The sequence below is a fragment of the Paraburkholderia phenoliruptrix genome (assembly GCF_902859825.1).
GTDB classification, from domain to species: domain Bacteria; phylum Pseudomonadota; class Gammaproteobacteria; order Burkholderiales; family Burkholderiaceae; genus Paraburkholderia; species Paraburkholderia phenoliruptrix.
This window is the reverse complement of sequence record NZ_CADIKB010000011.1, coordinates 17,698-40,222: the sequence shown is the minus strand read 5'-3', so window position 1 is coordinate 40,222 and position 22,525 is coordinate 17,698. Positions and strand designations below refer to the sequence as shown.

Genomic DNA, 22,525 nt, shown 5'->3' with positions numbered 1-22,525 from the left:
CGGCACACGTCGCGCGCCCTGCCTTTATCATGCTGCATCGCTCAACGCGGGCTGCGCCCATTCTTTGCCATGACCGACGTTCCCCTCGTTCTTGCCGACGGCATCGTCCGGCGCGACGCGCTGCGCGGCGAGACGCTATTGCAGCCCACGCAGTTCGCGCTCCACGTGGGCGACCGCGTCGCCATCACCGGTCCGTCGGGCTCCGGCAAAAGCGTGTTCCTGCGCGCGCTCGCGCTCCTCGATCCGCTCGATGCCGGATGCATCCGGTGGCACGGCGCGCGTATCGCCCGCGCGGCGATTCCGCGCTACCGGCGCAGCGTCGCGTATATCCGGCAGCGGCCCGCGCTGATCGACGGCACCGTCGAAGACAATCTGCGTTATCCGTTCGAGCTGCGCGCCTATCGCGACGTGCGCTTCGAGCGCGGCCACGCGGCGAGTCTCGCCGCGCAGGCGGGCCGCGGCAGCGACTTCCTCGACAAGCGCGCAAGCGAGCTGTCGGGCGGCGAAGCGCAGATTACGGCGCTCATCCGCGTGCTGCAACTCGCCCCGGAAGTGCTGCTGCTCGACGAACCCACTGCTTCGCTCGACCCCGAGTCGTCACGCGCGATCGAAGAGCTCGTGCGCGCCTGGTTCGATGCGGCGCCCGACGCGCGTGCTTCGATCTGGGTGTCGCACGATCCGGCGCAGGCCGCGCGCATGAGCGAGCGCCATCTGACGATGCGGGCCGGCACGCTCGACGAGCCCGCCGTCGTCTGCCCCCCCGGAGCATCCAGCCGATGACCCTGCAAAACCTGAGTCTCTGGGACGTCGCGATCGCCGCGTTGCTGATCGTCGTGAACGGCGCGGTATCGGTCGCGCTCAAGCTCGATCTGGAACGCAAGCTTGCGTGGGCCGCCGTGCGCACCGTCGTGCAGCTGCTCGCCATCGGCTATGTGCTCGGCTGGGTCTTCCGCTATGACCACTGGTTCGTCGTGCTGCCGTTGATGATCCTGATGACGCTGATTGCGGGCTTCGCGGGCGCGCAGCGCGGCAGCCGCACCTACGCGGGACAACGCGCGGACAGCGTGCTGTCGATCTGGGTCAGTTCGTGGCTGGTGGCCGCGGTCGGGCTTTTTGTCGTGATCCGCATTCGCCCTTGGTATGAGCCGCAGTATGCGATTCCGATTCTCGGCATGATCCTCGGCAATACGCTTACGGGCGTCTCGCTCGGCATCGAGCGCATGACCGAGGAACTCACCGCGCGGCGCGACCGCGTGGACATGGCGCTCGCGCTCGGCGCGACCCGCTGGGAAGCCGCGCAGGCGCCCGCGCGTCAGGCCGTGCGCGCCGGCATGATGCCGACGCTCAACCAGATGGCCGTGGTCGGCGTGGTGAGCCTGCCCGGCATGATGACAGGCCAGGTGCTGGCGGGCCAGTCGCCGCTGCAGGCGGTGCGTTATCAGATCGTGATCATGTTCCTGATCGCCGCTTCGTCGGCACTCGGAACCGTGGGCGCGGTGCTGCTTACCTACCGGCGGCTCTTTTCGGCGGAACACCGCTTTTTGTCGGCGCGGCTTCTCGAGCGAGGTGCCGCGCGGCGCTGAACCGCGCGGGCTTTTATCGGCGGTGCAAAGCGGGAGCCGTTTTAGCGTTTGGCGCTGATCGCGACCGTGGTGCCGTCGCTAAGGGTCAGCGTTTTGGTGCTGCCGTTCACCGGCATGGTGAAACGCAGCACCTGGCTCACGCTGACATCGTTCGGACACTTGATCGATTTGCCGCCCGCCGTGACCGTCTTCGTGCCGTCCGGCTTGTGCGCCTGAAAGCTCAACTGCACGGTCGCCGTCCCATCTTCGCCGACGACGGGCGCAAGCCGTATCTGCGTCTGGCGAATCATTGCGCCATTCGAATCGAGCGGCAAAGACGCGTAGTTCGGGCACGCATCGCTCGCGGGAACGGCACCGCCCGGTGGCACGGTTTTCCACGTGAAGTCGTCCGACTGCCCCGAGCGGATCGTGCGGGTTTCCTGCGAATTGCCGAACTGTTTCGATGTGACGCGGACCGTGTAGCGAATCGGACCGTCGAGCGCGGATTGCGACGTCACCGTGATCGGCGTGGCCGCGTAGGCGGCCGGCGCGAGCATGCCGCAAGAAAGCGCGCAAGCGAGAGAAGCGACAACTGGAACGGCGGAGAGTTTGAAGCTGGAGCTCATACTGTCACCTCGTTGTTGTGCCGCTGCGTGCCTGTCGAACGCTGCCCTCCGCGCGTGATCCAGGTAGTGCACGCGGGAGCCGGCGGCGCACGCGAGACACGCAGCCGTTTTAGCATGATGCGTCACCAGTCTACCGCCAAGCGCTGCGGCGCGCGCTCGCGCGGCATCGGGTGTTACCCCGCTTGCGCTGCCGCGTTTTATCAGGAGCCGCGTATAAAAGGCCGCGCATTGGAGCCGTGCGTTGGAGCCGTGCATCAGAAGCCGTGCATCAGAAGCCGCTCAGCACCAGCTTGCCGATCGCGCGTCCTTCTTCGAGCAGACGATGCGCGCGGCGCAGGTTGGCCGCATTGATCGCGCCGAGGTTCTGCCCCACTGTCGTGCGCAAAGTGCCGGCATCGACGAGACGGGCCACCTCGGTCAGCAGCTTGTGCTGTTCGACCATGTCGGGCGTGCCGAACATCGAACGCGTGAACATGAACTCCCAGTGAAACGCGGCGCTCTTCGCCTTCAGTAATTCGACCGGCACCGGCTGACTGTTCTCGACGATCGTGCAGATACCGCCCTGCGGCTTGACGAGCTCGGCGGCTGCCGGGAAATTCCGGTCGGTGTCGTTGAAGATCAGCACATAGTCCACCTGCTCGATGCCGAGCTTTTTCAATTGCGCCGGCATGTCGCCGAAGTGATCGACGATATGATCCGCGCCCAGCTCCGTCGCCCATTTCGCCGACTCGGGGCGCGACGCGGTGGCGATCACCTGGAGCTTCGCGAGCTGTTTGGCGAGCTGAATGCCGATCGACCCGACGCCGCCCGCGCCGCCGACAATCAGCACCGTGCGGCCTTCGTGCGCGCCCTGCGGCGACACGCCAAGGCGGTCGAACAAGGCCTCCCACGCGGTGATCGCGGTCAGCGGCAAGGCGGCCGCGTGCGCGAAATCGAGCGCCGCGGGCTTGCGCCCGGCAATCCGCTCGTCGACGAGATGGAACTCGCTATTGGCGCCCGGCCGCGTAATGCTGCCCGCATAAAACACAGGATCGCCGACCTTGAAAAGCGTCACCTCCGGACCGACCGCGACAACGGTGCCGGCGGCGTCCCAACCGAGCACGCGCGGCTGCTGCTCGACCGTGTCCTTCGGGGCGCGCACTTTCGTGTCGACCGGATTGACGGAGATGGCCTCGACCTTGACCAGCAGGTCGCGACCGGTGGCTTGCGGCTTCGGAATTTCGACGTCGATGAGCGCTTCTTCGTGGTCGACAGGCAGATAGCGATAGAGGCCGACAGCTTTCATCAGTGACATGCTCCTTGTTTCGTTCAGAGAGATTCCGGGAACGGCGGCATAGGCTGAAATCGCGCCTGCCGCCGATTCGTCGACGTGATCGTAAGCCGCCTCTTCCTGCGATAAAAGCGGCATAATAACTAAAACATCTTTTTGGTTTTACGAAGAATGGACCTTCCCGCTTCGCCGTCGGCCGAGCTGCCCCAACCACCCTCGCCGCCCTCGCCGCGCCCCGCCGCCCGCGAGCGCGAACGCCTCGATCTGCTAGACGTCGCCCTTTTCGTGCGGGCCGCGCTGCTCGCGAATGTGTCGGCGGCGGGACGGGAGTTCGGGCTGTCGGCGGCGGTCGCGAGTTCGCGCCTCGCGCATCTGGAGAAGCTGCTCGGCGCGCGCCTCCTGCACCGAACCACGCGCCGCATCAGTCTCACGCAGGACGGCGAAGTGTTCATGACCCGCGCCGAGGCGCTGCTCGACGCGGCGGCCGCGGCGCGCGCGTCGGTGGGCCGCGCCCAGGCGGAGCCGCAAGGCCGCTTGCGGGTGTCGATGCCGTCGTCGTTCGGAAGGCAGCACGTGTCGCCTGTCATCAGCGAATTTTTGCGCCGTTATCCTGGCGTAAGCGTCGATCTGCGGCTGACCGACCAGGTGATCGATCTCGTCGATGCAGGTATCGACGTGGCAATCCGGGTCGGCGTGCTGAAGGATTCGTCGCTGGTTGCACGACGGCTTGCAGTGAACCGGCGCGTGTTGTGCGCGGCGCCTTCCTACCTCGCGGAGCGCGGCACGCCGCGTCATCCGTCAGACCTCACGCAGCACGAGTGCATGATTCTGTCGGACCAGCGCGACTGGGCCTTTGAAACGCCGGCCGGCCCGCTCGACGTGCGCGTGAGCGGGCGCATCGTGACCGACAATGGCGAAGTGATCCGCGACGCGCTGCTCGCCGGCTTCGGCATCGCGCTCAAGTCGACATGGGACGTCGCGCCGTTTCTGCGCAGCGGGGAGCTTGTCAGCGTGCTCGACAGCTACCCGCTCGCGGAAAAGGTGGCGATCTGGGCCGTGTATCCGAGCCGCGCGTTCGTGCCGCCGAAAACGCTCGCCTTCATCGATTTTCTGGCCGGCCATTTCGGCGACCCGCCTTATTGGGACGTCCCGCCGGCGTGAGCCGTGCGCAGAGCGGCGCGACTCAGCGTTTGCCGCCCTTCGCGCCGGACGATTTGCTGTCCGAATTGACGTCGGCGTGCGCGTCGTTCTGCGTCTTCTCCTGGTACTCGCCGCCACCGCGCCGGTCGGTGTCCTGCAGACCGCGCTCGACGTCGCGATGCGCCTGTTTGCCGACGCGCCGCGGATTTTCGTCGCTCTGCGCCTGCGCGTTCTGGTCGTTCTCATGCGGCAGCGGCGCGGCTGTTTCCTGCAGCGAGTGCGGATCCTTCGGCGCGTGCGGGTTGGCTTCTTTCGCGCCGTCCGACGATTGCGGTGTGCTCTTCATAGGTGCTCCTTGGTCCGCGAATAGATCTGAAACGATGCGGCGGATGGCTGGCCGCGAGGCTCGGCGTGACCGGGTCAGGTTTCAGCGACAGTTGGCGACATTCGGCTACGCGCCGCTCAAACGCTTTCTCATGGCCGCCGTAATGCGCTGCCGCGTCTTCGGATAGTCGGCCCATGGGTCGCTCTTCAGCTCAGCGAGGCGCTCATGCAGGTTCTCGATATTCCATTGAGCGCCGCCGGTGGTCTGTGCGACTTCGTCCCATGCGAGCGGCACCGACACGCCGAGTCCCGGCCGCGCCCGCGCCGAAAACGCAGCGACGGTGCTGGAGCCGCGGTTATTGCGCAAATAGTCGACGAAAATTTTCTGCTTGCGGTTCTGCGCGCCCATCTTCGCGCTGAAGTATTTGGGCAGCGTACTCGCCATGTGCTGCGCGACGGCCTGCGAGAAGTCCTTCACTTCGTCCCAGCCCGCGTGCTTCGACAGCGGCACGACGACGTGCAAGCCCTTGCCGCCGCTCGTCTTGCAGAACGACGTGAGGTCGAGTTCTTCCAGCAGCGAGCGCGTGAGCAGCGCGGCCTCGATCATCCTGTCCCAGCCGAGCGACGGATCGGGGTCCAGGTCGAACACGACGCGGTCGGGCTTCTCGATATTCGACGCCACGCCGTTCCAGGTATGAAATTCGATCGTGCCCATTTGCGCCGCGCCGACGAGCGCCTTCGCGCTGTCCACGGTGAGAAGCGGCGGATGCCCGGGGTCGAGCCCGGGGTGCTGCGTGATGTTGGGGATCGAGAGCTTCTGCGTGTGCTTCTGAAAGAACAGCTCGCCGCCGATGTCCTCCGGCGCACGCACGAGCGACACAGGCCGGTCGACCAGATGCGCCAACATCCATGGCGCAACCGATTCGTAGTACTGCACGAGATCGATCTTGCGCGCACCGGTGCTTTTGTCGATCACGCGGTCCGGATGCGATATGCGGACACCTGCGACTTCCGTCGGCGACGAGGATTTGTTCGCGTGGGACGTGGCGGGTGGGCTCGCGGTTTCGCCGGCCGCGGTGCGTTTCGGTGAGCCGCCGGACTTGGATGCGGTTTTAGCGGCAGCTTTAGCGGCGGTTTTAGCCGCAGGTTGCGCCTCGGCTTGAGCCCTGGCTTTCGCCTGCTTATCCCCCGTTTCCTTTTCCGCTGCTTTCGCGGTTGCCTTGCTGGTTCCTTTCGCGGCGCTCTTGTTGCCCGCGCTCCGCGAGCCGGCATCGCCCTCGCCTGCTGCCGCCCCGCCGCGCGCGGCGCGTTTTTTCGGCGCCGCGCCGGCTTCGATATCGGTTTGCTGTTGCACGTCGTCCCCTTTGCGTGGTGCTTCCTTGACGATCTGGCGCGCCGGCTTGTCTTTGCGCAGACTCACGAACGACGCCTGCCGCACGATGCCCTCACTCGTCCATTCGGCGAAATTGCATTCCGCGACGAGCACCGGCTCGACCCAATGCACCGGCGTGCGGCTGCGCTCGCGAGGCACGCTCGCGAACGGCATGCGCTTCGTTTCGTGCGCATCGAGTTCCTTCTTCACCGAGCGCAGCAACGCGGCGTCGAAGCCGGTGCCGACACGGCCGGCATACTGCAGTTTGCGCTTGCTGTCATGCACGCCGAGCAGCAGCGCGCCGAACGCCGCGCGGCTGCCCGACGGCTCCGAATAGCCGCCGATCACGAACTCCTGGCGCCGCCGGCACTTCAGTTTGATCCACGTGGCCGAGCGGCCGGACATATAGCCGCTGTCGCGCCGCTTGCCGATGATGCCTTCGAGCGCCATGTCGCAGGCGCTTTTCAGGAGGTCCTCGGCGCTGAACTCGAAGTCGTTCGAAAAGCGCAGCACGCTGTCGTCGACCGGTTCGAGCAGCGCACGCAGAAGCGCGCGGCGCTGCTGCAGCGGCACGCCGCGCAAGTCGTAGCCGTTCAAAAACGGCACGTCGAACAGATACACGACGATGTCTTGCGGACGGTTGGAATCGAAGGCGTTTTGCAGTGCCTGGAAATTCGGCACGCCGTTCTCGTCGAGCACGACCGCTTCGCCGTCAAGCCACGCGCTGTCGAGCCCGAGCTGCCCGAACGCCTTGACCTGCTTGCCGAATTTCGCCGTCCAGTCGTTGCCCGCGCGCGTGAACACCTGCACCTGATGCGCTTTCGCGCTTGCGTCGATGCGGGCCAGCACGCGATAGCCGTCGAACTTGATTTCATACGACCAGTCGTCGCCGGGCGGCGTGGCATCGACGAGCGTGGCGAGTTGCGGCTTGAGCGCGGCGGGCAGTTTCGCCTTCACCGCGCCTTCTATCGCGGGCGACGCGGCCAGTTCGCGCAGCGACTCGCTGCTGCGCGTGGCGACAATGTCCGGGCGCTTTGGATCGCCGCGCACCGACGCTGCCCTGGTTTTGCCCGCGGCCGCCTGCTTGCCGCGTTGTCCTTGCGCGGCAGGCGCTGCCTGGCCGCTCAGCACACTGCCTGGCCGTTGTTCGAGGATGTCGTATTCGCTCTCGTCGCGCGCTTCGTCATCGCGCTCCTTGATGAGCAGCCACTGCTCCTTGTCCGCGTCGCCGCGCATGTGGCTGCGCACGAGCGTCCAGCCGCCGTGCAGCTTCTCGCCGTGCAGGTAGAATTTGAGCTTGCCGGCGCGGTAAGCGCGCGGTGCTGCGGCCGCACCGCCGACCGGCTCCCACGTGCCGCGATCCCATACGATGACCGTGCCCGCGCCGTAGTTGCCAGGCGGGATCTCCCCTTCGAACGAGCCGTATTCCACGGGATGGTCCTCCACATGCACGGCAAGCCGCTTCACTGAAGGATCCAGACACGGCCCTTTCGGCACCGCCCATGACAGCAGCGCGCCGTTCAGTTCGAGCCGGAAGTCGTAGTGCAGACGCCGCGCGTGATGCTCCTGAATGACATACGACAGGCCCGCGTCGGCTTCGTGGCGCGCCGCGCCGCGGCTGCCGCGCTTCTTCGCCGGACGGGTGCCTGCGGGCTCCGGCGTTTCGTCGAAGCGGCGCTTGCGGTTGTAGAGGTCGAGTCTGTCGTTCATGACGCGGGTTCCATCGGATTCATGTGGGCGATGGCGGTGGCGCTTCAGCGCGGCGGCCCGGTGCATGCATGTGGGCACCGTGCGCTACGCGGTGCACCCTTGCGTGCGCCGCTTCGTCACGCCGCCGCGCGGCGCTTGCGTGCTGCCGTGGTCGATTTCGACGCCGTGCGGCCGCTGCCGCTGCTACTACTGCCCCCGCTGCCGCCGCTGCCGCCCGAGCGCGACGTGCGGGTCGAGCGCGTAGTGCGCGCCTTTTTACGCGACGCCGTGGAGCCGCTGCTGTCTTCTTCGGCGTCCGCATTGTCATCGGCGGCTTCGTCGTCTGTCGCGCGCTTGCGCGAGCCCGCCGCGGGCTTGCTTTTGCCGCGCCCCAGGCTACGCTTGAGCAGCTCCGACAAGTCGAGAATATCGGCCGATTGACGCGATTCGCGCGGCGCCTCGATGTCGGCGATTTCCTCCGTCTTGCCTTCGCGGACCTTGCGCTCGACAAGTGCCATGATGTCGTCGCGGAATGTGTCGTGATACTTCGACGGATCCCACGTGTCGCTCATGTCGTCGATCAGCTTTTGCGCCATGTCCAGCTCGCGCGCGCTGACGCCCGCGGCTTTGGCGCCTTCGGCGGGCAGCTTGAATTCGTCGAAGTCCCGCACCTCGTCCGCCCAGCGCAGCGTGTTGAGCGCCAGCACCGGACCGACGGGAATCAACGCGGCAAGGTGCTGCTTGTTATGCAGCACAACACTGGCCACGCCGACCTTGCCTGACGATTTCATCGCCTCGCGCAACAGCGCATACACCTTCTCGCCCTTGCGGTCGGGCGTCAGGAAGTAAGGCGTGTCGAGGTAGAGAAAGGAGATGTCGGGGGCGTCGACAAAGGCGAGGATGTCCACCGTCTGCGTCGATTCGGGATTGGCCGCGCGGATTTCCTCATCCGTGAGGACGACGTACTTGTCCTTCTCGTATTCGAAGCCGCGCACGATGTTATCGCGCGTCACGTCCTTGCCCGTGCGCTTGTTGATCTGCTTGTAGCCAACCGGATCAATCGTGCGCTTATCCAGCAGATTGAAGCCGACCTTTTCCGACTTCGTGGCCGGATACAACTGCACCGGTACGTGGACAAGGCCGAAGCTGATCGCGCCTTTCCAGATCATGTGTGCCATCGTGCGCTCCCAAGGCCTGAGACTTTTGAGGAAGCAGCAAGCGTGCCACGGATTTCGTGCAACGCGCAGCGCGGGCAGGTTGCCGACGGCGCGCGCCGCGCTGTAAGTCTTGCATGATGCCGGCAAAAACTACGGAGTCCGGCGCAATGGTCAGCTTCGCCTTATCGACACAGCAGCGGCACTTCGGCGAAACCGCGGAAACGCACGCGTCCGCCGCGCGTCGGTTCGCCGTCGAGCCGGTATGACGGAAAGCGCTGGACGAAACGGTCGATCGCAATGCGCGCCTCGAGCCTCGCGAGCGAAAGCCCCGCGCATTGATGGATGCCGAAGCCGAAGGCAAGGTGCCGGTTCGGCTCGCGGCGAATCTCGAAGCGATCGGGATCCGGGAACTGCTCGGGATCGCGGTTGGCCGCCCCGATACACAACGTAACCGGCGTGCCGCGTGCCACCGGCAGGCCGCCGATCTCCGTGTCGACGGTCGCCATGCGGTTGCCGAGCTGGTTCGAACTCTCGAAGCGCAGGCATTCCTCGACCGCCGATTCGATCAGTGCAGGTTCCGCGAGCAAGGCCGCGCGCTGATCCGGCCATTCGGTCAGCGTGACGAGCCCGTTGCCGATCAGATTCGTGGTGGTTTCATGGCCTGCGTTCAGAATGAAGATGCAGTTTTGCAGCAGCTCTTCTTCCGACAATTGTTCGCCGCCCGCCTCCCCCTGAATGAGACGCGTCAGCACATCGTGTTGCGGATCGCCCGGCGCGCGACGGCGCCGCGCGACGAGATCGCGCAGATAATCGACGAATTCGCTGACGGCGCGATTGCCGCGCTCGAACTGCGCGTCGGTCAGTGACGGCTCGAGCGCGCCGAGAATGGCGAGCGACCAGTCGCGCAGCGGTGCGCGCTCGGCGTGCGGCACGTCGAGCAGATTGCCGATGATCTCGACCGGAATCGCCGACGCGAAGTCGCCGATCAGATCGATGCGTCCGCGTTCGGCCGCGGCGTCGAGCAGGCCGTCGACGAGCCGGACGAGTCCCGGCTCCATGGCCGCGATCGCGCGCGCAGTCAGCGCGCCGGCGATCAGCTTGCGCACGCGCGTATGGCGCGGAGGATCGTTGAAGACGAGGCTCGTGGTGTGATGCGTGTAGAGCGGCGAATCGCCGTACTTCGGTCGGAATTCGACGGTCTTGTCCGAGCTGAAGGTTTTCGGGTCGCGGTACACGGCCTGCACGTCGCGAAAGCGCGTGAGAAAGAGCGAGCCGTCCGGCATGCGCTTGACCGGCTCGTGAGCGCGCAGCGCGTGGTAGACCGGATACGGATCAGCGTAAAAGTCGGGGCTCAGGCGGCGCAGATCGAAGTCTCGCGCGAGTGCGGTCGGGTCGCCGGCGGTCGCGGTGGGCATGCGTTGTCTCCCTGTTATGCGCCTCGGCGGGCGTCGTTCGACTCGTCAGTATGAACCGGGCACGCGCGGATTGCACTGCCGCCGAGCCGTTACAATAGCGGGATTTTCCGCGCGCGCCGCGCGCTTGCGCTTTTCTGCGTCAACCCTGCGTCAATTCCTGCGTCAATGCGCCGTTCATGAACCTCGTCATCCAAAGCCCCGCGCCTCTTTCCGCCGATCACCACAAAACGCTCGTCGCGCTCGCACGCGGCTCGCACGCCACCGTCATCGACGAAACCGCAATTCGCATTGCCGACGCCGATGCCGCGCAGCGCCCGGACCTCGAGGTTTATTGCGGCGCGCACCGGCTGGACTACGCGTTCATTGAAGGCGGCCGCCAGTTGCGTGACTTCGGCCTCGTGGCGATGGACATGGATTCGACGCTGATCACCATTGAATGTATCGACGAAATCGCGGATTTTTGCGGCCTCAAGGCGGAGGTGGCCGCGATCACCGAAGCGTCGATGCGTGGCGAAATCAAGGACTTCAACGAAAGTCTGACGCGCCGCGTCGCCCTTCTGAAGGGCCTTGACGCCGGCGCGCTCGAACGCGTCTACGAGGAGCGCCTGCAACTCTCGCCGGGCGCCGAGCAGATGCTCGCGGGCGCGCGGCAGGCCGGCCTGAAAACGCTGCTGGTGTCGGGCGGATTCAATTTCTTCACCGAGAAACTCAAGGCCCGGCTCGGCCTCGACTTCACGCGTGCCAATACACTCGAAATCGTCGACGGCAAGTTGACCGGCAAGGTGCTCGGCGAAATCGTCAATGCGGATGTGAAGGCGCGCACGCTGCGCGAAGCTTGCACGCAATTGCATATTGAGCCTTCGCGCGCAATTGCCATGGGCGACGGCTCGAACGATTTGAAAATGATGGCGGAAGCCGGACTTTCAGTGGCGTTCCGGGCGAAGCCGGTGGTGCGCGAGGCGGCTAGCGTGGCGTTCAACTACGTGGGGCTGGATGGCTTGTTGCGCCTGTTCGAGTGAGCGGCGAGGCGGGATGCGACGGTGGCATGAGATAGCTGCGCCCTTGCGGAGCAGCTGCAAACAGCGGTCATTTCAGAGGACAGAGTAGCAGGACGACAGCCCCACTGAAACCGGAATTCCAGTGGGTCTGCTGTCGCTGCGACGATGCTTCGCCGCAGCGCGAACGACTCCATCAGGTTCACATCGGCGTCAGCCCAGCGTCGCGAAACCGCGCTCGATATCCGCGCGCAGATCCGCCTCTTCCTCGAGACCGACATAGAACCGCACCAGCGTGCCGCGATGCGGCCACTCGCCTTCGGTGCGCATGGACGCGATGTCGTACGGCATGACGAGGCTATGTGCGCCGCCCCAGCTCCAGCCAATCGCAAAGAGCTCGAGCGATTCGCAGAACCGGTCGATTTTCGCGGCGCTGTAGCGGGCGTCGAACACCACGGAAAAAAGTCCCCCCGCGCCCGTGAAGTCGCGCTTGAAAAACTCGTGGCCCGGACAGTCGGCAATGGCGGGATGCAGCACTGCCGCGATCTCCGGCCGCGTTTTGAGCCACTGCGCGAGCGCCAGCGCGGAGCGATCGTGCTGCTGAAAGCGCACCTGCATGGTCGGCAGGCTGCGCAGAATCAGCGAACAGTCATCCGACGATACGCCGATGCCCATGCGCATACGCGCCGCCTTCAGCTTCAGATGCAGTTCGCGGTCCACGGTGATCGTCGCGCCCATCAGCACGTCGCCGCCGCCCGACTGATACTTCGTCAGCGCCTGCACCGAGATGTCCACCCCGTGCTCGAACGGCCGGAAAGCAAGGCCGGCAGACCACGTGTTGTCGATGGCGGTCACCACGTTGCGCGCGCGGGCCGCGGCCGTGATCGCCGGCACGTCGGAGACTTCCATCGTCACCGAGCCGGGTGCCTCGAGCCAGATGAGCCGGGTATTCGGCCGGATCAGATCGGCGATGCCCGCGCCGATCATCGGATCGTAGTAACGCGCCGTCACGCCGAAATCGCGCGCGAGCCAGTCGCCGTGGTCGCGATTGGGCGAGTAGACGTTATCGGGGATCAGCACGTCGTCGCCCGCTTTGACGAGCCCGAAATACACATTGGAGATCGACGACAGGCCCGAAGGCTGCAACAGCGCATGATTGCCGCCCTCGATGGCCGCAAGACGCTGCGCCAGCGCGAGCGAAGTCGGCGTGGCATGCAGGCCGTAGCGCCACTGCGCGTCGTTTTTCCAGTCGAGTGCGCGCATCGTCGCGAGGTCCGGAAAGACGACTGTCGATGCGCGCGTGACCGGCATGGAAAAAGACTCGAAGCCCGGCGTGAGCTTGTCCTCCGGGTGCACGATTCGCGTTTGCAAAGCCCGTTTGAGTTTGGATTGGGTCATGGTGGATTCGATCAGGAAAGACGATGCAATGAGCGGACGACGCCGCGCCGCTCACGCAAGAGTAGACGAGTCGGCGGATTCTCGCCCGGCCGCACGCAGGCACGCATGCACTGCACGCCTGCCGCGCGGACGGGGGTCACTCGCCGGTTTGCAGATTGCTGACGCCGCCGACCGGATGCCCGCCGCGCACCGCGGGAGCCGATGCGGGCTGGACCGGCTGCAGGGGCGCGGCCGGCGCAGCACCCGCCTTCGCGGGCTTCGCTGCCGCGGCCGGCGCCGCCTGGCCCGCCGCGAGCGGTTTGAGGTCGAACGGCTGCGGATCGGAATCGTCGACATTCATACGGTCGCCGGCGAGCGAACCGTCGGCGGCAAACTTACCGACCCAGTTCCCGGTGATGTGCGTGCCGTCGTTCGACTCCTCCACTTCGAGCGTGTCGCCGTCGCGGTCGCCCGCGATCAGAATCACCTCGCCGGTATCCGCGAACTGGTATTCGCCGTGGACGCCCGCCGGATCGTCCGTCTTCGGGCCAAGGCGCAACACGATCTGGCGCGAGCCGAGCGTGCCGCTATAGCGCGCAAACCTGGCAAATTCGGGGCTCGGCTTGAGCGGCAACTGGATCGGCGGAGGCGCCGCGAGTTCTTTCACCGCGTCGCTTTGCGCGCAAGCCGCGCCCGGAAAAAAAGCCGCCGCGCTCGCGGACAGCAGTGCTGCAACGCTCACCGCCGCCCATCTACGGCGGCGTGCCGCACCTTCCACCGATTTCAATTCCTGCATCCGTTCTTCCTCATTGCTGGTACGGCTTGCCGGGCTTCGCCTCGCCCGGCGTGGTTCAGATCCGTTCGAAGATCGCCGCGATGCCCTGCCCGCCGCCGATGCACATCGTGACGAGCGCATAACGGCCGCCCACGCGCTGCAGTTCATACAGTGCTTTCACGGTGATCAATGCGCCGGTCGCACCGATCGGATGGCCGAGCGAGATGCCCGAGCCGTTCGGGTTGACCTTGGCCGGGTCGAAGCCCAGTTCCTTGCTGACCGCGCACGCTTGCGCGGCGAACGCCTCGTTGGCCTCGATCACGTCGAGATCCGCGACCGTCAGTCCGGCGCGTTCGAGCGCCTTGCGGCTCGCAGGCACGGGACCGATGCCCATGTATGCCGGATCGACGCCCGCATGCGCATAGGACACGAGGCGCGCGAGCGGCTTGATGCCGCGCTGCTCGGCCACGCCGCGCTCCATCAGCACGACGGCGGCCGCCGCGTCGTTGATACCCGATGCATTGCCGGCCGTCACCGTGCCGTTTTCCTTCGCGAACACGGGTTTGAGCTTCGAGAAATCTTCCGCCGACGCGTTCATGCGCGTGTGCTCGTCCGTGTCGAACACCATGTCGCCTTTCTTCGACGCAATCGTGATCGGCAGGATCTGTTCCTTGAAGTAGCCGTTCGTGATGGCGTGCGCCGCGCGCCGATGTGATTCGAGCGCGAGCGCGTCCTGCGCCGCGCGCGAAATCCCGTACTGGCGCGCGACATTCTCGGCCGTCACGCCCATATGGATGGACTGGAACGGATCGTTCAGCGCGCCGACCATCATGTCGACGAGGCGCGCGTCGCCCATGCGCTGGCCGAAGCGCGCAGCCGGCATCGAGTAAGGCGCGCGGCTCATGTTCTCCGCGCCGCCGCCGATGGCGATGTCCGCGTCGCCAAGCAGCACGCTCTGTGCGGCCGAAACGATGGCCTGCAGCCCCGAGCCGCACAGGCGGTTCACAGTGAGCGCGGGCGTGTGCTGCGCGACGCCGCCGTTGATCGCGGCCACACGCGCGAGATACATGTCTTTCGGCTCGGTATGCACAACGTTGCCGAATACCACGTGGCCGACTTCGTCGCCGGATACGCCGGCGCGCGCCAGCGCCTCGCGCACGACGCGCGCACCGAGCTCGCTCGGCGCCATATCCTTCAGACTGCCGCCGAAACCGCCGATGGCCGTACGCACACCGCTTACCACCACTACGTCCCGTTGCATCGCTTGCTCCTCTTTCAGTCTCTCAGGTTGTTTTGCTCGGGCGCAACCGCACGGCACGGCACGGCACTGCGCTCAGCGCTCAGCGCTCAGCGCTCGGCCCGCCAGAATCGCTTCGACCGCCGAGCGCGAGGGAATCGGCGCCACCGCGCCATAGCCTTGCGTCGACAGCGCCGCGGCGACGTTCGCGTAACGCGCCGCTTCGAACGGATCGTCGCCCTCGACGAGCCGCGCGATAAAGGCGCCGCCGAAGCAGTCGCCCGCGCCGGTGGCATCCACGGCATTCACGACGTGGCCCGGCACGACACGGCGCTCGTCGGGCGTCGCGATATACGAGCCTTCCTTGCCGAGCTTCAGTGCGACGACGCGCGGGCCGTGCGACAGCAGGAAGTCGACGATCTCGTCGCGGCCGGTCAAACCGGTCAGCTCCGTGACGTCGTCCCAGCTCGGCAGGCAGATGTCCGTTTGACGGATGGCCTCGAGCATCACCGCGCGCGCCCGGTGAAGCGGCCACAGCTTCAGGCGCAGATTGGTGTCGAAGCTCACGCGCACGCCGTTGGCGCGGGCATGCGCGATGGCTTCGAGCGCCGCGTCGCACGCGCTCAGGCTGATCGCGAGACTGATGCCGGACAGGTGGATGACCTGGGCCGCGGCGATCGCCTCGAGCGGCAGGTCGTGCGGTGCGTAGCGGCTCGCCGCCGAACCCGCGCGCAGATAGTCGAACGCATGGCCGTCCGGACCGTGCGACACGAAATAGACGCCGGTCGACGCATGCGGATCGACGCGCACGAGCGACGTATCCACCTGCTCGCGCTCCCACAGATCGATCAGCAGCCGCCCGAAATGATCGGCGCCGACCGCGGACACGAACCCCGTGCGCGCGCCCTGCCGCGCCGCCGCGATGCAGAAGTTCGAGGTGTCGCCGCCGAAGCCTTGCAGATACTGGGGCTCGCCTTTCGCGGACTGGTTGAATTCGATCATCGCCTCGCCGAGCGCGAGGATAGCCGGCCTGCCGGGCATGCTTGCCGTCATCGCTCAGACCTCGCCCCAGAGGTCGTGACCGTCCGCGCCGGTGATCTTCACCGACACGAAGTCGCCGACCTTGTAGCGCTTCGACGCCTTCACGGCCGGCGCGATATAGACGACGCCGTCGATCTCCGGCGCATCCGCCGCCGTGCGGCCCACGCCGCCGTCCGCATTGACTTCGTCGACCAGCACCTTGAGCGTCTTGCCGACCTTTTTCGCGATGCGTTTGGCCGACACTTCCTCGGCGACTTCCATGAAGCGCGCGCGACGTTCCTCGCGCACTTCGTCGGGCAATGCGCCGTCGAGCTCGTTCGCGCTCGCGCCTTCAACCGGCGAATAGGCGAAGCAGCCGACGCGATCCAGCTCGGCCTCGCGAATGAAGTCGAGGAGCGTCTGAAACTGCTCTTCGGTCTCACCCGGGAAGCCCGCGATAAACGTGCTGCGAATCGTCAGGTCCGGGCACATGTCGCGCCACGCCTTGACACGCTCCATGACCTTCTCGGCGTTGGCGGGGCGCTTCATGCGCTTCAGCACTTCAGGATGCGCGTGCTGGAACGGCACATCCAGATACGGCAGCACGTGGCCCTTGTATGGGCCCGCCGCCATCATCGGAATGACTTCGTCGACGCTCGGGTACGGATACACGTAATGCAAACGCACCCACGCGCCGTATTGCGCGGCGAGTTCGCCGAGTGCGCCGACCAGATCGGTCATGCGCGTCTTGATCGGCTTGCCGTTCCAGAAGCCCGTGCGATATTTGACGTCCACGCCGTAGGCGCTCGTGTCCTGCGAAATGACGAGCAATTCCTTGACGCCGGACTTGAACAGATTTTCGGCTTCGAGCATCACTTCCGCGACCGGCCGCGAAACGAGATCGCCGCGCATGGACGGGATGATGCAGAAGGTGCAGCGATGGTTGCAGCCTTCGGAAATTTTCAGATACGCGTAGTGACGCGGCGTGAGCTTCACGCCCGCCGCCGGCACGAGATCGACAAACGGATCGTGCGGCTTGGGCAGATGCGTATGCACGTGCTGCATCACTTCGCCCACCGCGTGCGGGCCGGTCACGGCCAGCACTTTCGGATGCACTTCTTCGATGAGGCCGGAGCCGCTCGCGCTCTTCTTCGCGCCGAGGCAGCCAGTCACGATCACCTTGCCGTTTTCGTTCAGCGCCTCGCCGATGGCGTCGAGACTTTCCTGCACCGCCTCGTCGATAAAACCGCAGGTGTTGACGACGACGAGATCCGCGCCGTCATACGTGCCCGAAATCTCGTAGCCTTCGGCACGCAGCTGCGTGATGATCTGCTCGGAATCGACGAGCGCTTTCGGGCAGCCGAGGCTGACGAAGCCAACCTTCGGACTGGAAGCCGTCGGCGAGGCGGAGGGAGTGGTCTGCGACATAGGTGAATCCGGCGTATAGCGGTGACGTGGCGACAAAGGGCGGTACTGGAGAGGGCGCGGCGATGACGGACGACTGAAAAAGCACAGCCGCCGGTTCTGATGTAGCGTGCCGCGCACGCAACCCGCTATTGTACCGCGCGCCGCCAAGCTTGCCCCGGGAGGGCCCGGCGTAGCGCGCGAGCGCCCTGCCTGCCGCGAGCGCGCAAAGCCCCACGCCGCGGGCAGCCGCACGCATGCGAGGATGCAACCCGGAAATCCTACTTCTTCTCCGCTTCCGGATTCGGCTGCGGATTCGCGGGCGCCGCGGCATTGGCACCGCCCGGCCCGAACGGGAACGTCGCGAACATGGATTTGGCCTGGTTCTGCATCTGCTCCTGCATCTGCACGAACATGTTTTTCGACTGCTCGATGTAGCTCGTCATCATGCCCTGCATCATCGGCGCCTGCATGTTCATAAACTGCGACCAGACCTCCGGGTTCATCGCCTTGCCTTCATACAGGTTCTTCGACTGGTCGGCGAGCTTGGCCTGAATGTCGATGAAAGCCTGGATGTTCTTCTCCAGATACGTGCCCATCATGCCCTGCATCGCATGGCCGTAGAAACGGATGATTTGCGACAGCATCGACGACGAGAACATCGGCAAGCCGCCGCTTTCCTCTTCGAGAATGATCTGCAGCAGGATCGCGCGCGTCAGGTCCTCGTTGCTCTTCGCATCGATAACCTTGAAATCCTCCTGGTCCAGCACGAGCTGTTTCACGTCCGTCAACGTGATGTACGTGCTTGTCTCGGTATCGTACAGCCGCCGATTCGGATACTTCTTGATCAGTCGTTCGGCTGCCTTCTTTGTAGTAGTGGTCATGTAACGCCTTTGAGCGCAAGTAGAGCGCGGACGGCGTACCGGCTGCGCAATCGGGCCTGTGCGCAACCGGGACGCCGCCGGAACCATCCGAGCCGACGCGCTGCCTTGTGAGCGGCGCGCCTCCAGCTCAGCCCATATGCAAACCGCCGTTCAGCGAGAAATCCGCACCCGTGGCAAAACCCGATTCGTCCGACGCGAGCCACGCCACGATCGAGCCGATTTCATCCGGCTGGCCGAGGCGGCGCACCGGAATCGTCGCGACGATTTTTTCCAGCACGTCGGGGCGGATCGCCTTCACCATGTCCGTGCCGATGTAGCCCGGCGACACGGTGTTGACCGTCACGCCCTTGGTGGCCACTTCCTGCGCGAGCGACATCGTGAAGCCGTGAATGCCGGCCTTTGCCGTCGAGTAGTTGGTCTGGCCAAACTGCCCCTTCTGCCCGTTCACCGACGAAATATTGATGATGCGGCCAAAGCCGCGCTCAACCATACCGTCGATCACCTGCTTCGTCACGTTGAAGAGACTCGTCAGGTTGGTGTCGATCACCGCGGTCCAGTCTTCGTGCGTCATCTTGCGGAATACGACGTCGCGCGTGATGCCCGCGTTGTTCACCAGCACGTCGATTTCGCCGACTTCGGCCTTCACCTTGTCGAACGCGGCCTTGGTCGATTCCCAGTCGCCGACGTTACCTTCGGATGCGACGAAGTCGAAGCCGAGCGCCTTCTGCTCGTCCAGCCACTTCACGCGGCGCGGCGAATTCGGGCCGCAGCCCGCGATGACCTTGTAGCCTTCCTTGTGCAGGCGTTGGCAAATGCTCGTGCCGATGCCGCCCATCCCGCCCGTTACATACGCAATTCGCTGTGTCATAACCTGGACTCCATTGTCGTTTTTGAGGCGCCGGCCGGCTCGCCCGGCCGGCTACCTCTACCTCGCCTGATGCTTGATTCACATGCCGCCGGGCGACCGGCCGGCGAGGCTGCTCTCAACCGCGCGCCGTCTATGGCAAACGGCACGCTTCTACACCGCGCTTTTCCGCCACGTGTTCACCGCGCTTCCCACTTCAAAGGCGCCTGAACGCGCCGCGGCCGCGCTTCGTCAAATGCGCTCGACCGCGAGCGCGACGCCCATGCCGCCGCCGATGCACAGCGAAGCCAGGCCCTTCTTCGCGTCGCGCTTCTGCATTTCGTGCAGCAGCGTGACGAGAATCCGGCAGCCCGACGCGCCGATCGGATGGCCGATCGCGATGGCGCCGCCGTTCACGTTGATCTTCGACGTGTCCCAGCCCATCTGCTTGTGCACGGCGAGCGCCTGCGCGGCGAACGCCTCGTTGATTTCCATCAGGTCGAGATCGTTCACGCTCCAGCCCGCGCGCTCCAGACAGCGTTTGGACGCCGGCACCGGGCCCATGCCCATCACTTTCGGATCGACGCCCGCGTTCGCGTACGCCTTGATGCGCGCAAGCGGCGTGAGGCCGAGCGCTTCCGCCTTCTTCGCGGACATGACGAGCACTGCCGCCGCGCCGTCGTTCAGACCCGACGCATTGGCCGCCGTCACCGTGCCTTCCTTCGAGAACGCCGGCTTCAGGCCCGCCAGCGACTCGGCCGTCACGCCGTGACGCACGAATTCGTCGGTGGCGAAACGCAGCGGGTCGCCCTTGCGTTGCGGAATCTCGATCGGCACGATTTCATCGTCGAAACGGCCCGCCTTCTGCGCGGCTTCCGCCTTGTTCTGCGACAGCGCCGCGAACGCGTCCTGCGCCTCGCGCGTGATGTCGAATTCCTTCGCGACGTTTTCCGCCGTCACGCCCATGTGATACTGGTTGTACACGTCCCACAGGCCGTCGACGATCATGGTGTCGACCAGTTTCGCGTCGCCCATGCGGAAGCCGTCGCGCGAACCGGGCAGCACGTGCGGCGCCGCGCTCATGTTTTCCTGGCCGCCGGCGATCACGATGTCCGCGTCGCCCGCGATGATCGCGTTGGCCGCCAGCATGACCGCTTTCAGGCCCGAGCCGCAGACCTTGTTGATGGTCATGCCGGGCACCGCCGTGGGCAGACCCGCCTTGATCAACGCCTGGCGCGCCGGGTTCTGGCCCGAGCCCGCCGTCAGCACCTGACCGAGGATCACTTCGCTCACCTGCTCGGGCTTCACGCCCGCACGCTCCAATACCGCGCGAACCACGGTCGCGCCGAGTTCGGGCGCGGCGATCTTCGCCAGCGACCCGCCGAATTTGCCCACTGCCGTGCGGGCGGCCGATACGATCACAACTTCAGTCATTTCCATATCCTCCGGGCTTACCGGTTCAGCAGACCGTGGCCCGTCAAGTTAAAAATCTCGTTGCTCGTGAAATAGCCTGCTCGTTTGCTTCGTTGCGCCCGGCGCGACCGGACGCTTACTCGCGCTGCCGCACGTAGCGCCCCGGCGCCGGCTCGATGACGGGGAATTCCTCCGACCCCGCCGCGGCGCGCGGCTTGATTTTCTTGCCGCCGTACTGATCGAGCCACGTGGTCCACTCGGGCCACCAGCTTCCGGGCACTTCCTTCGCGTCGCCGAGCCATTCGTCCGGATTCTCCGGCAAGGTCTTGACGTCGCCTTCCAGCGTCCAGTAACTGCGTTTCTTTTTCGCGGGCGGGTTGATCACGCCGGCGATATGGCCCGACGCGCCCAGCACGAACTTCAACGGCCCGGTGAGGAGCGGCACCGATGCATACGCCGTTTGCCACGGTACGATGTGGTCTTCGCGCGACCCGTAGATGAAAGTGGGCACGTCGATCTTCGACAGGTCGACCGGCTCGCCGCAGGTGGTCACGGCACCCGGCTCGCGCAGACGGTTTTCGAGGTACGTATTGCGCAGATACCAGACGTACATGGGGCCCGGCAGGCTCGTGGAGTCGCTGTTCCAGTACAGCAGGTCGAACGGTACCGGCGTGCGCCCCTTGAGGTAATTGTCGACGACGTAGTTCCACACCAGGTCGTTCGGCCGCAGGAACGAAAACGTGTTGGCGAATTCGATGCCGCGCATGAGTCCCGGCGGCGCGCCGTTCTTGCCGCCGATGGTCTGCTCGCGCATCTGCACGTGCGCCTCGTCGACGAAGATGTCGAGGACGCCGGTGTCCGAAAAGTCGAGCATCGCGGTCAGCAGCGTCATGGACGCGGCAGGATGTTCGCCGCGCGCCGCCGCCACCGCAAGCGCCGTGGCGAGCAGCGTGCCGCCGACGCAGAAACCGAGCGTATTGATCTGCTCGCGGCCGCTGATCCGGCTGACCGTCTGGATGGCGGTAAGCACGCCTTCGCCGACGTAGTCGTCCCACGTTTTATGCGCGATGGACGCATCCGCATTGCGCCAGGAAATCAGGAATACCTGGTGCCCGGAATCGAGCGCATGCGCAACGAGCGAGTTCTCCGGCTGCAGATCGAGGATGTAGTACTTGTTGATGCAAGGCGGCACGATGAGGAGCGGCCGCTCGCGCACGGTCGCCGTGCGCGGCTTGTACTGGATCAGCTGGATCAGGTCGTTTTCGAAGACGACGGAACCTTCGGTGGTCGCGAGATTTTCGCCGACGACGAAGCGCGATTCGTCCGTCTGCGAGATTTTGCCGCGCTGCATGTCGGCGAGCAGATTCATCACGCCTTGGCGCAAGCTCTCGCCCTGACTTTCGAGCAAGGTTTTTTGCGCCTCGGGATTCAACGCGAGGAAATTGCTCGGCGAGGCGGCAGCCGTCCATTGCTGAACGGCGAAACGGATGCGTTCACGGACCTTCGGCTCGGCTTCGAGCGCGTCCACCATTTCCTGCAGATAGCGTGCGTTCAGCAGATACCAGGCGGCGGTGAAGGCGAAGGCCGGCGTCGCGCTCCATGCCTCGGAACTGAAGCGGCGGTCCTTCAACTCCGGCACCTTCGGCGCGGCGCAGCTGCCGCCCGCCTGCTGCAACAGCACCATCGCTTCACGCGTGTAGTCGGCTTGCAGTTTCTGCAGACGTTCAGGCGGAATCGCCGCGGCCGGGATGTTCAAACCGGCGAGTGATGGCATGCCGGGCATGCCGGGCATGGCGCCCGCCGCCAGCTTGCTGAAGTCAGGCATGCCGGGAAACGACGGCATGGGCGGTAGACCAAAGGGCGTCGCCCCTTGCATCGGCGCAACCTGCGGCATCGCGAACGGCGCGCCGTTGCTGGCCGCCCCGGCGCCAAGCGAGCGCCACGCGTTCAACCATGCGTCGAAAAATTGCTGCATGCCCGCGGCAGGAGTTGCGCCGTTCGTATCGGACTGCTGCGTATGC

At 65.5% G+C, this 22,525-nt stretch carries 19 protein-coding genes; 4 read left to right on the top strand and 15 right to left on the bottom strand.

Going from position 1 to position 22,525, the window contains the following annotated elements; all coding sequences use genetic code 11:
- Positions 1 to 69: 69 nt before the first annotated feature.
- Together HV711_RS13950 and HV711_RS13945 are read left to right on the top strand one after the other, a co-directional pair.
- Positions 70 to 780, top strand: a complete 711-nt coding sequence (locus tag HV711_RS13950) for an ABC transporter ATP-binding protein (protein WP_035477707.1) — start codon at positions 70 to 72, stop codon at positions 778 to 780.
- Entirely contained in the window at positions 777 to 1,583 is an 807-nt protein-coding gene (locus HV711_RS13945) for an ABC transporter permease (RefSeq protein ID WP_015002652.1), read from the top strand. The genes HV711_RS13950 and HV711_RS13945 overlap by 4 nt, the downstream gene beginning before the upstream one ends.
- A gap of 41 nt (positions 1,584 to 1,624) precedes the next feature.
- On the opposite strand, the gene HV711_RS13940 is transcribed toward HV711_RS13945, so the two are convergent.
- A complete protein-coding gene (locus HV711_RS13940) occupies positions 1,625 to 2,188 on the bottom strand; it encodes a DUF6013 family protein (protein WP_013588392.1) in 564 nt (187 codons plus the stop codon).
- Between the two features lie 268 nt (positions 2,189 to 2,456).
- Entirely contained in the window at positions 2,457 to 3,473 is a 1,017-nt protein-coding gene (locus HV711_RS13935; RefSeq protein WP_035477726.1) for a zinc-binding alcohol dehydrogenase family protein, read from the bottom strand.
- 156 nt (positions 3,474 to 3,629) lie between these two features.
- Here HV711_RS13935 and HV711_RS13930 point away from each other — a divergent pair, with 156 nt between their 5' ends.
- On the top strand, positions 3,630 to 4,619 hold the full coding sequence (locus HV711_RS13930; RefSeq protein WP_051223920.1) for a LysR family transcriptional regulator: 990 nt from the start codon (positions 3,630 to 3,632) through the stop codon (positions 4,617 to 4,619).
- Positions 4,620 to 4,641: 22 nt separating this feature from the next.
- Here HV711_RS13930 and HV711_RS13925 read toward each other — a convergent pair whose 3' ends face one another.
- From HV711_RS13925 to HV711_RS13910, 4 genes are all read right to left on the bottom strand, one after another.
- A complete protein-coding gene (locus HV711_RS13925) occupies positions 4,642 to 4,944 on the bottom strand; it encodes a hypothetical protein (RefSeq protein WP_013588395.1) in 303 nt (100 codons plus the stop codon).
- 105 nt (positions 4,945 to 5,049) lie between these two features.
- Positions 5,050 to 8,004, bottom strand: a complete 2,955-nt coding sequence (gene ligD / locus HV711_RS13920; protein ID WP_035477709.1) for a DNA ligase D — start codon at positions 8,002 to 8,004, stop codon at positions 5,050 to 5,052.
- Positions 8,005 to 8,120: 116 nt separating this feature from the next.
- A complete protein-coding gene (gene ku / locus HV711_RS13915; RefSeq protein ID WP_035477711.1) occupies positions 8,121 to 9,161 on the bottom strand; it encodes a non-homologous end joining protein Ku in 1,041 nt (346 codons plus the stop codon).
- 161 nt (positions 9,162 to 9,322) lie between these two features.
- Complete coding sequence (locus HV711_RS13910) at positions 9,323 to 10,555, bottom strand: cytochrome P450 (protein WP_035477713.1); 1,233 nt, start codon at positions 10,553 to 10,555, stop codon at positions 9,323 to 9,325.
- A gap of 176 nt (positions 10,556 to 10,731) precedes the next feature.
- On the opposite strand from HV711_RS13910, the gene serB reads away from it, so the two are divergent.
- Positions 10,732 to 11,574, top strand: a complete 843-nt coding sequence (gene serB, locus HV711_RS13905; protein ID WP_028363203.1) for a phosphoserine phosphatase SerB — start codon at positions 10,732 to 10,734, stop codon at positions 11,572 to 11,574.
- Positions 11,575 to 11,763: 189 nt separating this feature from the next.
- On the opposite strand, the gene HV711_RS13900 is transcribed toward serB, so the two are convergent.
- The 9 genes from HV711_RS13900 to phaC all read right to left on the bottom strand — a co-directional run bounded on the left by HV711_RS13900 (position 11,764) and on the right by phaC (position 22,479).
- Positions 11,764 to 12,948 (bottom strand): cystathionine beta-lyase, encoded by a 1,185-nt coding sequence (locus HV711_RS13900; RefSeq protein ID WP_028363204.1) that lies wholly within the window; start codon positions 12,946 to 12,948, stop codon positions 11,764 to 11,766.
- Between the two features lie 136 nt (positions 12,949 to 13,084).
- Positions 13,085 to 13,723, bottom strand: coding sequence for a hypothetical protein (locus HV711_RS13895; RefSeq protein WP_035477714.1), 639 nt, complete (start codon positions 13,721 to 13,723; stop codon positions 13,085 to 13,087).
- Positions 13,724 to 13,778: 55 nt separating this feature from the next.
- Positions 13,779 to 14,963 carry a beta-ketothiolase BktB gene (bktB, locus tag HV711_RS13890; protein WP_035477715.1) on the bottom strand — a complete coding sequence of 395 codons (1,185 nt, stop codon included), beginning with the start codon at positions 14,961 to 14,963 and terminating at the stop codon, positions 13,779 to 13,781.
- Positions 14,964 to 15,035: 72 nt separating this feature from the next.
- Complete coding sequence (locus HV711_RS13885) at positions 15,036 to 15,992, bottom strand: sugar kinase (protein WP_035477716.1); 957 nt, start codon at positions 15,990 to 15,992, stop codon at positions 15,036 to 15,038.
- A gap of 3 nt (positions 15,993 to 15,995) precedes the next feature.
- Entirely contained in the window at positions 15,996 to 17,387 is a 1,392-nt protein-coding gene (gene rimO, locus HV711_RS13880) for a 30S ribosomal protein S12 methylthiotransferase RimO (RefSeq protein WP_028363207.1), read from the bottom strand.
- 257 nt (positions 17,388 to 17,644) lie between these two features.
- Positions 17,645 to 18,247 carry a polyhydroxyalkanoate synthesis repressor PhaR gene (gene phaR, locus HV711_RS13875; RefSeq protein ID WP_015002665.1) on the bottom strand — a complete coding sequence of 201 codons (603 nt, stop codon included), beginning with the start codon at positions 18,245 to 18,247 and terminating at the stop codon, positions 17,645 to 17,647.
- 127 nt (positions 18,248 to 18,374) lie between these two features.
- A complete protein-coding gene (locus tag HV711_RS13870) occupies positions 18,375 to 19,115 on the bottom strand; it encodes a 3-ketoacyl-ACP reductase (protein WP_013588449.1) in 741 nt (246 codons plus the stop codon).
- Positions 19,116 to 19,343: 228 nt separating this feature from the next.
- Entirely contained in the window at positions 19,344 to 20,525 is a 1,182-nt protein-coding gene (locus HV711_RS13865) for an acetyl-CoA C-acetyltransferase (RefSeq protein ID WP_028363208.1), read from the bottom strand.
- 115 nt (positions 20,526 to 20,640) lie between these two features.
- Positions 20,641 to 22,479 carry a class I poly(R)-hydroxyalkanoic acid synthase gene (gene phaC, locus HV711_RS13860; RefSeq protein ID WP_035477717.1) on the bottom strand — a complete coding sequence of 613 codons (1,839 nt, stop codon included), beginning with the start codon at positions 22,477 to 22,479 and terminating at the stop codon, positions 20,641 to 20,643.
- Positions 22,480 to 22,525 lie beyond the last annotated feature (46 nt).

What these genes read in the sequence shown, in the direction of transcription:
- HV711_RS13895 (WP_035477714.1), bottom strand. Translation starts at nt 13,723, where the DNA reads ATGCAGGAATTGAAATCGGTGGAAGGTGCGGCACGCCGCCGTAGATGG.
- HV711_RS13925 (WP_013588395.1), bottom strand. Translation starts at nt 4,944, where the DNA reads ATGAAGAGCACACCGCAATCGTCGGACGGCGCGAAAGAAGCCAACCCG.
- HV711_RS13910 (WP_035477713.1), bottom strand. Translation starts at nt 10,555, where the DNA reads ATGCCCACCGCGACCGCCGGCGACCCGACCGCACTCGCGCGAGACTTC.
- phaC (WP_035477717.1), bottom strand. Translation starts at nt 22,479, where the DNA reads ATGCAGCAATTTTTCGACGCATGGTTGAACGCGTGGCGCTCGCTTGGC.
- HV711_RS13940 (WP_013588392.1), bottom strand. Translation starts at nt 2,188, where the DNA reads ATGAGCTCCAGCTTCAAACTCTCCGCCGTTCCAGTTGTCGCTTCTCTC.
- ku (WP_035477711.1), bottom strand. Translation starts at nt 9,161, where the DNA reads ATGGCACACATGATCTGGAAAGGCGCGATCAGCTTCGGCCTTGTCCAC.
- HV711_RS13885 (WP_035477716.1), bottom strand. Translation starts at nt 15,992, where the DNA reads ATGACGGCAAGCATGCCCGGCAGGCCGGCTATCCTCGCGCTCGGCGAG.
- HV711_RS13930 (WP_051223920.1), top strand. Translation starts at nt 3,630, where the DNA reads ATGGACCTTCCCGCTTCGCCGTCGGCCGAGCTGCCCCAACCACCCTCG.
- HV711_RS13865 (WP_028363208.1), bottom strand. Translation starts at nt 20,525, where the DNA reads ATGACTGAAGTTGTGATCGTATCGGCCGCCCGCACGGCAGTGGGCAAA.
- rimO (WP_028363207.1), bottom strand. Translation starts at nt 17,387, where the DNA reads ATGTCGCAGACCACTCCCTCCGCCTCGCCGACGGCTTCCAGTCCGAAG.
- phaR (WP_015002665.1), bottom strand. Translation starts at nt 18,247, where the DNA reads ATGACCACTACTACAAAGAAGGCAGCCGAACGACTGATCAAGAAGTAT.
- HV711_RS13950 (WP_035477707.1), top strand. Translation starts at nt 70, where the DNA reads ATGACCGACGTTCCCCTCGTTCTTGCCGACGGCATCGTCCGGCGCGAC.
- serB (WP_028363203.1), top strand. Translation starts at nt 10,732, where the DNA reads ATGAACCTCGTCATCCAAAGCCCCGCGCCTCTTTCCGCCGATCACCAC.
- HV711_RS13945 (WP_015002652.1), top strand. Translation starts at nt 777, where the DNA reads ATGACCCTGCAAAACCTGAGTCTCTGGGACGTCGCGATCGCCGCGTTG.
- HV711_RS13935 (WP_035477726.1), bottom strand. Translation starts at nt 3,473, where the DNA reads ATGAAAGCTGTCGGCCTCTATCGCTATCTGCCTGTCGACCACGAAGAA.
- bktB (WP_035477715.1), bottom strand. Translation starts at nt 14,963, where the DNA reads ATGCAACGGGACGTAGTGGTGGTAAGCGGTGTGCGTACGGCCATCGGC.
- HV711_RS13900 (WP_028363204.1), bottom strand. Translation starts at nt 12,948, where the DNA reads ATGACCCAATCCAAACTCAAACGGGCTTTGCAAACGCGAATCGTGCAC.
- ligD (WP_035477709.1), bottom strand. Translation starts at nt 8,004, where the DNA reads ATGAACGACAGACTCGACCTCTACAACCGCAAGCGCCGCTTCGACGAA.
- HV711_RS13870 (WP_013588449.1), bottom strand. Translation starts at nt 19,115, where the DNA reads ATGACACAGCGAATTGCGTATGTAACGGGCGGGATGGGCGGCATCGGC.